Below are 12,265 nucleotides of genomic sequence, written 5' to 3'. Positions count from 1 at the left end.
GAAGCTAACGCCTCCGCGCGGTCCACGGTGGCCTCCGGAGGAACTGGGCGCCCGGCTTCGTCCTGGGCATGAAGAACTGGCTCAGCGGCCCGATGGCGAGGGCGAACACCAGCGTTCCCACCCCCACGGTCCCGCCGAGCAGCCAGCCCGCGGCCAGCACGGTGACCTCGATCACGGTGCGCGCCGCGCGGATGGACAGGCCGAGGCGGTTCAGGCCGGTCATCAGGCCGTCGCGCGGCCCGGGGCCGAGCCCCGCGCCGATGTACAGGCCGGTCGCCGCGCCGGTGACCACGACGCCGAGCAGGAGGTACGCCCAGCGCGCGGCGAGGGCGTCCGGGGCCGGGAGCAGCCACATCGCCGCGTCGGCGAACAGCCCGAGGAAGACGACGTTGCTGAGGGTCCCCACCCCTGGCTTCTGCCGCAGCGGGATCCACAGCAGCATGACCAGGGCGCCCACGATGATGATCCAGGTGCCGATCGACAGGCCCATGTGGATGGAGAGCCCCTGGTGGAACACGTCCCAGGGGCTGCCGCCCAGCCGCGACTCGATCTGCAGGGCGACACCGACGCCGTAGAGGGCGAGGCCCGCGTACAGGCGGGTGAGCCGGTTGGGGAGGGAGACGAGGGCGGGCAGGGAGAGTTCGCTCATAATGGTCCAATCGTCCAGGCCATAATGCCGGACCAAAAGGGCCAATCATGAGAAGTGGCCTTACGATGGCCGCCATGGACCGGTATCTGAGCGGCCCCCAGCTCGCCCGCCTCCTGTCGATCGACCCCGCCGCCAGGCCGTACTACCGGGTCCTGGCCAGGACCGTGCGGTCGCTCGTCCTGGACGGGCGGCTGCCCGTGCGGGTGCGGGTGCCCGCCGAGCGGAACCTCGCCGAGGCCCTGGGGGTGAGCCGCACCACCGTGACCTCGGCCTACGACCTGCTCCGCGAGCAGGGGTACCTGGAGAGCAGGCAGGGCGCGGGAAGCTGGACCGCGCTGCCCGACGCGGGCTCGCTGGGCACCGACAACCCGTGGCTCGCCGCCGGGGACGACGGGCTGCTGCCGATGCACAGCGCGGCGCCGAGCGCGATCTCCACGCTGCCCGGGGCGATCGCCGCGGCCACCGGCCGGTATCCCCGCTACACGCTCGGCATGGGCTACGACCCGGTCGGGATCGCCCCTTTGCGCCAGGCGATCGCGGCCCGCTACACCGCGCGCGGGGTGGCCACCCGCCCCGAGCAGATCCTCGTCACCACCGGCGCCCAGCAGGCCATCCACCTGGTGTCCATGATGCTGCTCTCCCGGGGCGACCCGGTGCTGCTGGAGTCGCCCACCTACCCGCACGCCCTCGACCTGGCCAGGACGCGCGGCGCCAGGATCGTCCCGGTCGGCGTCCCCGACGAGGGCTGGCGCGAGCTGGACCTGCTGACCAGCGCGATGCGCCAGTCGGCGGCCCGCCTCGCGTACGTCATCCCCGACTTCCAGAACCCGACCGGGCACCTGATGGACGACGCGGCGCGGGCGGCCCTCGCCGCCGCGGCGAGGCGGTACGGCACCACGCTGGTGGTCGACGAGAGCTGGTGCGAGCTGACGATCGACGAGGGGGCCTCGGCCACGCCGCTGGCCGCGTTCGACACCGACGGCAGGATGATCACCATCGGCTCGGCGTCCAAGCTGTGGTGGGGCGGGCTGCGCATCGGCTGGATCCGCACCACCGCCGCCACGGTCCGCCGCCTGGCCGTGCTCCGCGCCTCCGTGGACATCGCCAGCCCGCTCTTCGAGCAGCTGGTGGTGGCCGAGCTGTTCGAGGACATCGAGCGGGCCAAGGCCGAGCGGGCCCGCCTCCTCGGCGCCTCCAGGGACGTCCTGGCGGCCGAGCTGGCGGCGCGCATGCCCGACTGGAGCTTCCTGACGCCCCGGGGCGGCGGCTCGCTGTGGGTACGGCTGTCCGGCCCCTCGGCCGTCGCGCTGGCCGACGCGGCGGCCTGCCAGGGGGTACGCCTGGCCCCCGGGCAGTGGTTCGGGATGGACGGCACCCTGGAGGGGCGGCTCCGCCTCCCCTTCACCCAGCCGCCCCGGGTCCTCGTCGAGGCCGTGCGGCGCATCGCCGAGGCCAGGCTGAGGGGGGCGTACGGCATCCGCCCCGCCGGGCCCCTCACCCCGACGCTGTGAGGCGGGAGGCTCAGTCGGAGGGGACGCCCCTGGCCAGCGGGGCCCGCAGCCTCAGCCGCACGGCCGCCATCCGCAGGCCGAAGGCGAGGAGCGCGGCGGCCACCGTGGCCGGCCAGCCGTGCAGGCCGAGGGTGTAGAGCAGCGCCATCAGCGCCGAGCCGAGCATGGCGGGCACCGCGTACAGCTGGCGGTCGTACAGCAGGGTGGGGATCTGCCCGGCGAGGACGTCGCGCAGGATGCCGCCGCCGACCGCGGTGGTGACCCCGAGCAGGGCCGCGTGCAGCGGGGTGAGGCCGAAGTACATCGCCTTCTCGGTGCCGACCGCGCAGAACAGGCCGAGCCCCGCGGCGTCGAACACGTTCACCGCGGGCATCACCCGCTCGACCTGCGGATGCCAGAAGAACACGATCGCGGTGGCGACCACCGGCACGACCACGTAGCCGACGCTGGAGAAGGCCGCGGGCCGCACGTTCAGGATCAGGTCGCGCGCGATCCCGCCGCCCAGCGCGGTCATCTCGGCCAGCACGGTCATGCCCACCACGTCGAGCCGCCTGCGCACCCCGACGAGGGCGCCGGAGAGGGCGAAGACGAAGATCCCGACGAGATCGAGCACATTATTCACTGATAAATCATCCCATGACCGGATATATATGCTTTCCATGAGGTCGGTGGGGCCGTCAGGGCGCCGGAGCCGTCTCCGGCGTCCGGTGCTCGCGCATCATCGCATGCAGCCTCCCGGCGAACGCGAGCAGCACCAGCGACGCCACGATGGAGATCGCGGCGAGGGTGAGGAAGTACGCGGGCTCCGACATGTGATTCTTCAGCCGTCCCGTCTGCCCGCCCACCGCGTCGCCCACCGAGAAGGAGAGGAACCACAGCCCGAGCATCTGGCTCTTGAACGCCTCGGGGGCGAGCTTGGTGGTGACCGAGAGCCCGACCGGGCTCAGCGCCAGCTCCCCGAAGACCTGGACGAGGTAGACCAGCACCAGCCACCACACCGAGATCTTCCCGGTCTGGGCCAGCAGGGCGGCGAGAGCCATGATCATGAAGCTCAGGCCGTTGATGAAAAGACCCACCGAGAACTTGTGGGGAGCGGTAACCCGGTTGCCCAGCCTGATCCACAGCGCCGCGAAGACCGGCACGAAGATCATGATGAACAGCGGGTTGAACGCCTGCGTGGTCGCCGGGGTGATCCGCAGCCCGAACAGCGACAGGTCCGTGTTGTTCTGGGCGAAGAACAGCAGCACGGTCGGCGCCAGGTCGTAGACCATCCAGAAGATGGCCGCCGCGACGAACAGCCAGACGTAGGCCTTCATCCGGGAGCGCTCGTCGTCGGTCAGGTTGTGGCTGCCCAGCAGGATGTAGCCGAAGTAGAGCACCGGCACGGCCACGATGAGCAGCGTCATCACCAGGGCGAACGTGTCGAGGGTGAAGGTGCCCGACGCCCCCCACACGGCCAGCGCGCCGCCCGCCACGACGACGGCCGCGACGACGGCGAGGGTGAAGTGCCGGCGCTCGCGCGGGGTCATCCGGTGGCCGGGACGCTCGCCCACGCCCATGAGGTGGCGCCTGCCCAGCACGTACTGGACCAGGCCCAGCGCCATGCCGACCGCCGCCGCGCCGAAGCCCAGGTGCCAGCGGTCGCCCTCGGCGAGCCGGCCCACGACGATGGGGGCGATGAAGGCGCCGATGTTGATGCCGAGGTAGAAGATCGAGAAGCCCGCGTCCCTGCGCGCGTCGTCGTCGCGCGGGTAGAGCTTGCCGACCATCGTGGAGATGTTGGGCTTCAGCAGCCCGGTCCCGGCGATGATGAGGAACAGGCCGAGCGCGACGAAGGCGCCGGTCTCGACGGGGACGGCCATGCTGATGTGGCCGCACATGATGACGAAGCCGCCGCACAGCACCGCCCTGCGCGCGCCGAGGACCCGGTCGGCGATCCAGCCGCCGGGCAGGGCGACGAGATAGATGAGGGCGCCGTAGATGCCGATGATCGCCTGGGCGGTCTGCTCGGTCAGCCCGAGGCCGCCCGTGGCGGGGGAGGCGGCCATGAAGGTGGCGAGGATGGCCCGCAGGCCGTACCAGCTGAAGCGCTCCCACATCTCGGTGCCGAACAGCGTGGCGAGGCCGCGCGGGTGCCCGAAGAAGGTCCTCTCGCGAGCCCGTGTTCCCGATGGCATGCGTCCCCCCGAACGTCGGCACGTGATCAGAGGCTAACTCTACGTACGCGTCCTCTCCGGGCGGGAAAGCCGGTTGTGCAATGTGGCGTTTCTTCTCCCTTTCAGGGGCTTGTCCAAGGGGAACGGCATGTGGTGCGATGCATGCCACTCGTGCAAGTGAGCACTTTCTGGAGGCGCGTCATGGCCGGTGTCCTTGAGGAGCGGGCGGCGATCGAGAGGGAGATCGCGGGCCGTACGGTCTGCGGTCAGCTGAAGGAGGCGGCGGAGAGCAATCCCGGCGCGCCCGCGTACTCCGACCCGGTCGAGGGGGGCTGGTCCACCCTCACGTACTCCGAGGCCAGGCAGCGGGTCCTGGAGATCGCCGCCGGTTTCGCCGCCCTCGGGCTGGAGCCCGGCGAGGCGGTCGCGCTCATGATGGTGAACCGCAGCGAGCACGTGCTGGCGGACCTCGGCGCGGTGCACGCCGGAGCCGTCTCCTGCTCTGTCTACTCGACCTTCGCGCCCGAGCAGGTGGCGTTCGTGGCCGCCGACGTCGCGGCGCGGATCGCGGTGCTCGGCGGACCGGCCGACCTGGCCAGGTGGGAGCCGGTCCTGGACGAGCTCCCCGGGCTGCGCAAGGTCATCGTGCTGGAGGGCGCCCCGGACGGCGACCGGTTCGTCTCCTGGGACGACTTCCTCGCCCTCGGCCGCGAGACGCTCGCCGCCGACCCCGCCGCCGTCGACGCCCGCTGGCGGGCGGTGACCGCCGACGACGTCCTCACCGTCCTGTACACCTCCGGGACCACCGGCAACCCCAAGGGCGTGCCGCTCACCCACGCCAACGTGTTCTTCGAGGTCGTGGCCACCAACCGGATGGCCGAGCTGCCGAGCAACGGTACCCAGATCTCCTACCTCACCTACGCGCACATCGCCGAGCGGGTGCTCAGCCTCTACCTGCCGCTCTTCAAGTTCTCCCACACCCACTTCTGCACCGACCTCGCCCAGCTCGGCGCCACCCTCGGCCAGGTCAAGCCGGTGCTGTTCTTCGGCGTGCCGCGCGTGTGGGAGAAGATGATGGCCCGGCTGCAGGCGCTGCTGGCCACCCAGCCCGAGGAGCAGCAGGAGGGCGTGCGCCAGGCGATGGCCGCCGGGCTCGCCTACATCGAGGCCAACCAGTACGGGCGCACTCCCTCGGCCGAGGTCCTCGCCGCCTACGAGCGGGCCGACGCCGCGCTGCTGTCGATCATCCGGTCGATGATCGGCTTCGACAACGCGGGCTGGCTCGCCACCGCCGCCGCGCCGATGCCGCTGGAGGTCCAGCGCTTCTTCGCCGGTCTCGGCCTGCGGGTCCTCGACGTGTACGGCATGACCGAGACGACCGGCGCGTTCACCGCCAACGCCCCGGAACGCTACAAACTCGGCACGGTCGGCCAGGCGGGCCCCGGCGTCGAGGTGCGGATCGCCGAGGACGGCGAGATCATCACCCGCAGCCCGGCCAACACCCGCGGCTACCTCGGGCGCCCCGAGGCCACCGCCGAGCTGCTCGACGAGGACGGCTGGCTGCACACCGGGGACGTGGGCTCCGTCGACGAGGACGGCTTCGTCAGCATCGTCGACCGCAAGAAGGAGCTCATCATCACCTCCGGGGGCGAGAACATCTCCCCGGCCAACATCGAGAGCCACCTCAAGGAGCACCCGCTCATCGGACAGGCCCTCGCCTACGGCGACGGCAGGCCGTACCCGGTGGCGGTCCTCACCCTCGACGGCGAGGTGGCCCCCGGCTGGGCGCAGTCCAACGGCGTCTCGTTCACCACCCTGGCCGACCTCGCCGAGCACCCCGACGTCCTCAAGGCCGTCGAGGGCGCGGTCGCCGTCGCCAACGAGAAGCTGGCCCGCGTCCAGCAGATCAAGCGCTGGCGCCTGCTGCCGGTGGAGTGGACGGCCGAGAGCACCGAGCTCACCCCGAGCCTGAAGCTCAAGCGCCGCGTCATCCACGCCAAGTACGCGGAGATCATCGACGGCATGTACGAGGGCTGATCGCGCGGCGTGCGCGAAGGCTGGGCCCACGGCGTGTGCGAGAGCCGATCGCGCGGCGTGCGCGAGGGCTGATCGCACGGCGTGTACGAGAGCCGATCGTGTGGCGTGTGCGAGAGCCGACCACGAGGAGACCGGGAAGCCGCTCATGAGCCGCCCGGCGCCCGCCGTCGCCGGGCGCCGGGTTCTCCTTTCCGGTGTCCCGGTGTTCCGGTACCTGCCGATGCCCGGCACCGTGATCGCCTTCCGGAGGTTCGGGCCCGGCGGCAGCGTCTGGGCCTGACCCCGGGGCTTTTCCCGCAGGACGGCTCTCGTTTTGCCCAACGGGGCGTGTGTCCTCTACCTGCTTGTTACCGGCGGCCTCCTAGCGTCCTGATCATGACGATGAGAGTCCTTCTCGCATCCCTGGCGGCCGGGGCGGTGACCCTGCCGGTACCGGCCGGAGCCCCGGCCGCGGCCGTCGAGGACCTGACGATCCGCTCGGTGACCCTGCGCCCCGCGACCCCCGTGGTCGGGCCCGCCGACTCCGTACGCATGGTGATAGAGGTGGTGGCCCGGGGCGTCACCGGCCCCGAGGGCGTGAGGATCAAGGTCGAGCCCGGCGCGCCTCCCGCCTCGGCGGGCCCGTCCTTCCCCGTCACCGCGCCACGCCCCGGGGCGTCCGCCCGGCCGGGACCCGGACGGGGGCCCGTCCTCGCGCCCGGACCGGCACCCGGCCCGATCGTGGCCGCCCGCCTCGGACCCGGCGCGGCCGAGGCGGCGCGGGAGACGGCGGGGAGGATCGTCTCCCGCCCGGGGGAGGGCTGGGTGACCTGGCGGTTTGCCCCGGAGAAGAGCCTGAGCCGCTGGTACCCGGCAGGACCGTGGACGGTCTCCGTGACCGCCAGGGGCGCGGACGGCGCCGAGGTCACCGGGCACACGGGTTTCCTGCTGAAGCGCCTGACCAGGTTCGGCGGGGTGGAGGCGGTCAGGGGGGACTCGGGCGTTCGGGTGACGGGCGTGCTGAACCGGGTCGACCCGCAGGGGGATCTCGACTACGCGCCCTTCCCCGGCCAGCCCGTCGAGATCCTGCACCGGCCGGGGGAGAAGGCCGGATGGACGAGGGTGGCCGGTGCCACGACCGACTCCCACGGACGTTTCGCCCGGACCGTGGGCGACCGCACGGGCGGTGAGTGGCGGCTCCGCTTCCAGGGCACCAGCCACTACGCCCCCAGGCTGGGCATCGTCCACCAGGTGACGCGCTAGGCGTCTCCCACGGATCGCCAGGCCGTCCGGGCGGGGAAAAAGCCCCGGCCGACCGGCGAGACAGGCCATGCCAGGCAAGACCAGGCCAGGCCGGCCCGGATCAGACCAGGCCAGGCCAGGCCATTTCAGGCCAGGGCGTGCACCGCAGCGCCGAACAGGGAGGGCATCCGCCGGGCGGCCGGGACGATCAGCCGTCCCGCCGTCCAGTACCGGCGGGTGCCCACCAGCGCCCCGGTGAGCAGCCGGTGCCGCCGGGACAGCCGCAGCCAGGCGGCCTCGTACGACCCCGGCGTACCGGCCCGCAGGCAGTCGACCAGCAGCCGCGCGGACGTCAGCGCGAGCGACACCCCCTCCCCGGTGAGCGCGTCGACGTAGCCGGCCGCGTCACCGACGAGCAGCACCCGGCCGGCCACCCGGGCGCGCACCCGCTGGCGCAGCGGCCCCGCGCCGCGCACCGGGGTCGCGGCCGGTCCCTCCAGCCGTTCCAGGAGCGCGGGGAAGTCCGCCAGGTGCTCCGGGTAGCCGCGCCGCCGCGAGCTCAGCACGGCGACGCCCACCAGGTTCTCGCCCACCGGCGTCACGTACGCCTCGCCGTCCGCGGCCCAGTGGACCTCGACGAAGTCCGTCCACGGCGCGACCGGATAGTGCCGCCGCAGCCCGTACCTGCGCGGCCCGCGCCCCGGCAGTTCCAGCCCGAGCAGGGCGCGCAGCGGGGAGTGCAGGCCGTCCGCGGCGACCAGCCAGCGGGCGCGCAGACCCGCCGCCTCGACCCCCTGGCCGTCCTGCCGCACGCCGTCCACCCTGCCGGGCACGACCTGCACGCCCAGCTCCCGCGCCCGCCGGGCGAGCGCGGCGTGCAGCGCGGTCCGCCGCACGCCCAGGCCCGACCCGTCGCGGAACGTCGCCTCCACCGCGTACCGGCTGTCCAGGTAGCGGATGCCGCGCAGCGGCCTGCCCTCGACCCGTACCCCCAGCGACCCCAGGGCGGCGGTCCCGCTGGGCATCAGCCCCTCGCCGCACGCCTTGTCCACCGGTACGGCCCTGGGCTCGACGACGACCGCCTCCATCCCGGCCAGCGCGGCGTGGATCGCGGTGGCCAGCCCCGCCGGCCCCCCGCCCGCGATCAGGACGTCGATCACGCCGGTGCCCCGCCGGTGGACGGTGGCGCCCCGGCGGGCGGTGTCTCCGCCGCCACGGTGGAGGGTGGTACGTCCACCGGCGGCGCGACTCCCGCCGACGCGGTGGGCGGCGGGCCCCCCGGTGGCGTGTCCCCTGGCGGCGCGTCCACCGGCGGCGCGGCTCCCGTCGTCGCGGTGGCGGGCGGCGTCGTGGCGAGCGAGGCCAGGGCTTCCTCCTCGCAGCGGATCCGTACCACCATCAGCGCGGCGTTGAGCACGGTGAACACCAGCGCGGTGACCCACGCGCTGTGCGCCAGGGGCAGCGCGGCCCCCTCGACGGCCACCGCGACGTAGTTGGGGTGGCGCAGCCACCGCAGCCGGTAGGGGCCGTGCCGCACCGGCGGCAGACCGGGCACGACGATGACCTGGGTGTTCCACTGCGGGCCCAGCGCGGTGATGCACCACCAGCGCAGACCCTGCGCGGCGACCACCAGGACGAGCATCGGCCAGCCGAGCGCGGGAACGAAGGGCCGGTCGGCCAGGCCCGCCTCGATCAGGCATCCGGCGAGCAGGCCGGTGTGCAGGACGACCATCCACGGGTAGTGGCCCTGCCCGGACAGCACCCCGCCGCGCGCCGTGCTCCAGCGCGCGTTGCGGCGCGCGACGACGAGCTCGGCGACCCGCTCCAGGCCGACGAGCAGCACCAGCAGCAGGTACCAGGACGACAGATGCCAGGACATCGGGCTCCTACCAGCGCAGCAGTACGAGTTCGGAGCAGAAGCCCGGCCCCATCGCGAGGAGGAGCCCCGGCGTGCCCGGCGGTGGTGGCCGCAGGGCGAGCGTATCCCGCAGGACGTGCAGGACGGAGGACGAGGACAGGTTCCCGATCGCCGCGAGCGAGCGCCAGGTGAGGTCCAGCGCGCCCTCGGGAAGCCGCAGCGTCTCCGCCACCGCCTCCAGGACCTTCGGCCCGCCCGGGTGGCAGACCCACGCCGTCACGTCCTCGACCCTCAGGCCGTGGTCGCCGAGGAAGCCGTGCACGTCGTCCGCCAGGTAGGTGCGCACCACCTCGGGGACGCTCGCGTCGAGCACCACGCGGAAGCCGGTGTCGCCGACGTGCCAGCCCATCACGTGCTCGGAGTCCGGGTACAGGTGGCTGCGCGAGGCCACCACCGTCGGCCCCGTCGTCGAGGCCGGCGACTCCGGGACCCCGAGCGCTCCCAGCGGTTCGGGGAGCCACTGGTGCGTCACGGGCGCGCCGGTCGCGGGGGAGGACCAGGCGGCTCCCGAGGACGTGGAGGGTTCCGAGAGGGGGAGCCGGTGGTGCGCGGCGGACGAGCCGTTCGTTGGTTTCGTGATGTTTGCCGGATTCGTCGGAGAGAACCCGGCGGGTCCCGCGGGCCGCGTCGTCGCGGACGCGCCGTTCGCCCCGGCGGCGCGGAAGGCCACAGAGGACGCGGTGGATCCGGTACGCCGTGGCCGCCACTCGTCGCCGCAGGCCACCACGGCCGTCGCCCCGTCGCCGAACAGGGCGCTCGCCACCATGTTGGCGATGGAGGCGTCACCGCGCTGCAGGGTGAGGGAGCACAGCTCGACCGAGAGCAGCACCGCGAGATGGTCCGGCCAGCCGCGCAGGTAGTCGTGGAGGCGGGCGATCCCGGCCGCCCCCGCGACGCAGCCCAGGCCGAAGACCGGTATCCGCTTGACGTCCGGGCGCAGCCCGAGCCGCCCGGCCAGCCTGGCGTCCACCGAGGGCGCCGCGACACCGGTCACCGAGGTGAAGAGGATCATGTCCACGTCCTCGGGGAGGACCCCCGCGTCCCGTAGCGCCCCGCCCACCGCCTCGACGCCCAGCTCCACCGCCGTCTCCACGAAGGCGTCGTTGGCCGCGCCGAAGCCGTCCAGCTTGGCGTACCGTTCGAGCGGCAGCGTCAGGTGCCGCGACTCCACCCGCGCGGAGGCGTGCAGCCTGTCGAGCAGCAGACGGCTGGCACCCTCGGGAAGGCACGCTCGCGCGAACGCGTCGGTGATCTCTGCCTGGGAGTGGTGGTTCGGCGGGAGTGCGCCGCGGACAGCGACGATTCGCGTCATCTGGTAACCCCCGGCTCGCGAACAGCGGACACCTCCCTTTTGCCCACCTGCCGCGTCCCGCATGCGTCACGAAGCCCTTCATGCCCGCCTGCCACGGCGTTCCGGCCCTACGGGAGCCGCGCTCCGCCTCCGCGAAGTCCGTACGAGAGTCATGTTCCACCTCCGCGATGTCCGCGCGAGAGCCGCGCTCCGGCTTCGTGAGGTGGACGACCGGCGAGCGGGGCCCGCGCTCCGTGAGGTTCCCGCCTACGATCGATCCGTGACGACGAGCCGGCCATCGCGCCTGGGACCCGGGCCGTCGCTCCGGGCCGTACGGGGACTGCTGCTCGCCTGTCACCCGGGGCCGACCGTGGCGGTCACCGTCCTGGTGACCGCGCTGGCCGTCGCGAGCGGGCGCGACGCGGCCGGGTGCGCCCTGGTGGCCGCGGCCGTGGTGGCGGGGCAGCTCTCGATCGGCTGGTGCAACGACGCGGTGGACGCCGCGCGCGACGCCGCCGCGGGCCGCACCGGCAAGCCCGTCGCCTCCGGCGCGGTGGGCGTCCGCGCGGTGTGGGCCGCCGCGCTCGCGGCCCTGGCGCTGTGCGTGCCGCTCTCGCTGGCCTCCGGTCCCGCCGCCGGGGCCGTCCACCTGGCCGGTGTCGCCGCGGCGTGGGCCTACGACCTCGGGCTCAAGGCGACCGCGCTGTCCTGGCTGCCGTACGCGGTGGGCTTCGGCTCGCTGCCGGGGTTCGTGACCCTGGGCCTGCCGGGACACCCGTGGCCCGCCTGGTGGGCGGTGGCCGCCGGGGCGCTGCTCGGCTGCGGGGCGCACCTGGCCAACGTGCTCCCCGACATCCCCGCGGACCTCGCGGGCGGGGTCCGCGGCTGGCCGCAGCGGCTCGGCACCGCCCGCGTCCGCCTCCTGATCCCGCTGCCCCTGCTGGCCGCGACGACCCTGCTCGTCCTCGGCCCCCCGGAGCCGCCGGGCGCGGGCGGCTGGGCCGCCCTGGCGGCGGCGGGGGCCTTCACCGCCGGGGGGCTGGCCCTGGGCCGGGGCTCGTCGCGCGTCCCCTTCGCCGCGGCGATCGCCGTCGCCGCGGTCGACGTCACCCTGCTCCTCGCCCGCGGCACCGCGATCACCGTCCCCTGACAGGTCCGCGTCCGGCGGGCCCGCTCCCCGGCCGATCGGTGTCCGGCCCGGCCGTTCCAGATCGACCCCGTACTCCCGTATGTGACGAAAGGAGCGGCGGGCGCGGTGTCACGCCACCGGGGGAGCGTACGCATCGCGCGAAGGTGTTTCGGGTGAGCGGCGAATATCGATTCGGCTGTAAAGGAAATGGGGCCACACCCGAGGGTATTTCCGCAAACGCGGATAAGGTGGTGACCGAAATGGAGATGTCAAATGCACTCCCGAGAGAGCCGAAGGTAAACTCCTCCCGTCGGCGATGCTTTGATTCCGAATTTTCGACTTTATTTATAGGT

11 protein-coding genes are annotated in these 12,265 nt (G+C 73.3%); 5 read left to right on the top strand and 6 right to left on the bottom strand.

Annotation, left to right across the window (positions count from 1 at the left end):
- Positions 1-4: 4 nt before the first annotated feature.
- Positions 5-649, bottom strand: a complete 645-nt coding sequence (gene yczE / locus ACSC1Q_RS17970; RefSeq protein WP_436759847.1) for a membrane protein YczE — start codon at positions 647-649, stop codon at positions 5-7.
- Positions 650-723: 74 nt separating this feature from the next.
- Here yczE and yczR point away from each other — a divergent pair, with 74 nt between their 5' ends.
- Positions 724-2,160: a MocR-like transcription factor YczR gene (gene yczR / locus ACSC1Q_RS17965; RefSeq protein WP_436759846.1), complete on the top strand. Its 1,437-nt coding sequence runs from the start codon at positions 724-726 to the stop codon at positions 2,158-2,160.
- A 10-nt stretch (positions 2,161-2,170) separates the two neighbouring features.
- On the opposite strand, the gene ACSC1Q_RS17960 is transcribed toward yczR, so the two are convergent.
- Positions 2,171-2,782, bottom strand: a complete 612-nt coding sequence (locus ACSC1Q_RS17960) for a trimeric intracellular cation channel family protein (protein WP_436759845.1) — start codon at positions 2,780-2,782, stop codon at positions 2,171-2,173.
- A gap of 55 nt (positions 2,783-2,837) precedes the next feature.
- Positions 2,838-4,337, bottom strand: a complete 1,500-nt coding sequence (locus tag ACSC1Q_RS17955; RefSeq protein WP_436759844.1) for a peptide MFS transporter — start codon at positions 4,335-4,337, stop codon at positions 2,838-2,840.
- A 180-nt stretch (positions 4,338-4,517) separates the two neighbouring features.
- Here ACSC1Q_RS17955 and ACSC1Q_RS17950 point away from each other — a divergent pair, with 180 nt between their 5' ends.
- The 3 genes from ACSC1Q_RS17950 (at position 4,518) to ACSC1Q_RS17940 (ending at position 7,595) form a co-directional block, all read left to right on the top strand.
- Complete coding sequence (locus ACSC1Q_RS17950; protein ID WP_436759946.1) at positions 4,518-6,353, top strand: AMP-dependent synthetase/ligase; 1,836 nt, start codon at positions 4,518-4,520, stop codon at positions 6,351-6,353.
- A gap of 145 nt (positions 6,354-6,498) precedes the next feature.
- Positions 6,499-6,633: a hypothetical protein gene (locus tag ACSC1Q_RS17945; RefSeq protein WP_436759843.1), complete on the top strand. Its 135-nt coding sequence runs from the start codon at positions 6,499-6,501 to the stop codon at positions 6,631-6,633.
- 95 nt (positions 6,634-6,728) lie between these two features.
- Entirely contained in the window at positions 6,729-7,595 is an 867-nt protein-coding gene (locus ACSC1Q_RS17940) for a hypothetical protein (RefSeq protein ID WP_436759842.1), read from the top strand.
- A gap of 125 nt (positions 7,596-7,720) precedes the next feature.
- Here ACSC1Q_RS17940 and ACSC1Q_RS17935 read toward each other — a convergent pair whose 3' ends face one another.
- From ACSC1Q_RS17935 to ACSC1Q_RS17925, 3 genes are read right to left on the bottom strand one after another with little or no spacing between them, the layout of a single operon-like run.
- Positions 7,721-8,734 (bottom strand): NAD(P)/FAD-dependent oxidoreductase, encoded by a 1,014-nt coding sequence (locus ACSC1Q_RS17935; protein ID WP_436759841.1) that lies wholly within the window; start codon positions 8,732-8,734, stop codon positions 7,721-7,723.
- Positions 8,731-9,453: an isoprenylcysteine carboxyl methyltransferase family protein gene (locus tag ACSC1Q_RS17930; protein WP_436759840.1), complete on the bottom strand. Its 723-nt coding sequence runs from the start codon at positions 9,451-9,453 to the stop codon at positions 8,731-8,733. Before ACSC1Q_RS17930 ends, ACSC1Q_RS17935 begins: the two co-directional genes overlap by 4 nt.
- Before the next feature lie 7 nt (positions 9,454-9,460).
- A complete protein-coding gene (locus ACSC1Q_RS17925) occupies positions 9,461-10,804 on the bottom strand; it encodes a type III polyketide synthase (RefSeq protein ID WP_436759839.1) in 1,344 nt (447 codons plus the stop codon).
- 259 nt (positions 10,805-11,063) lie between these two features.
- Here ACSC1Q_RS17925 and ACSC1Q_RS17920 point away from each other — a divergent pair, with 259 nt between their 5' ends.
- Positions 11,064-11,933, top strand: coding sequence for a UbiA family prenyltransferase (locus tag ACSC1Q_RS17920; protein WP_436759838.1), 870 nt, complete (start codon positions 11,064-11,066; stop codon positions 11,931-11,933).
- Positions 11,934-12,265: the final 332 nt, after the last annotated feature.

Origin of the sequence: Streptosporangium heterodermiicola, from assembly GCF_051390675.1 — a bacterium.
Lineage (GTDB): Bacteria > Actinomycetota > Actinomycetes > Streptosporangiales > Streptosporangiaceae > Streptosporangium.
This window is presented reverse-complemented; position numbering and strand designations above follow the sequence as displayed.

Bases quoted from the DNA above. Each gene is read 5' to 3' on its own strand.
- ACSC1Q_RS17925 (WP_436759839.1), bottom strand. From the start codon at position 10,804: ATGACGCGAATCGTCGCTGTCCGCGGCGCACTCCCGCCGAACCACCAC.
- ACSC1Q_RS17945 (WP_436759843.1), top strand. From the start codon at position 6,499: ATGAGCCGCCCGGCGCCCGCCGTCGCCGGGCGCCGGGTTCTCCTTTCC.
- yczR (WP_436759846.1), top strand. From the start codon at position 724: ATGGACCGGTATCTGAGCGGCCCCCAGCTCGCCCGCCTCCTGTCGATC.
- ACSC1Q_RS17955 (WP_436759844.1), bottom strand. From the start codon at position 4,337: ATGCCATCGGGAACACGGGCTCGCGAGAGGACCTTCTTCGGGCACCCG.
- ACSC1Q_RS17950 (WP_436759946.1), top strand. From the start codon at position 4,518: ATGGCCGGTGTCCTTGAGGAGCGGGCGGCGATCGAGAGGGAGATCGCG.
- ACSC1Q_RS17930 (WP_436759840.1), bottom strand. From the start codon at position 9,453: ATGTCCTGGCATCTGTCGTCCTGGTACCTGCTGCTGGTGCTGCTCGTC.
- ACSC1Q_RS17940 (WP_436759842.1), top strand. From the start codon at position 6,729: ATGACGATGAGAGTCCTTCTCGCATCCCTGGCGGCCGGGGCGGTGACC.
- yczE (WP_436759847.1), bottom strand. From the start codon at position 649: ATGAGCGAACTCTCCCTGCCCGCCCTCGTCTCCCTCCCCAACCGGCTC.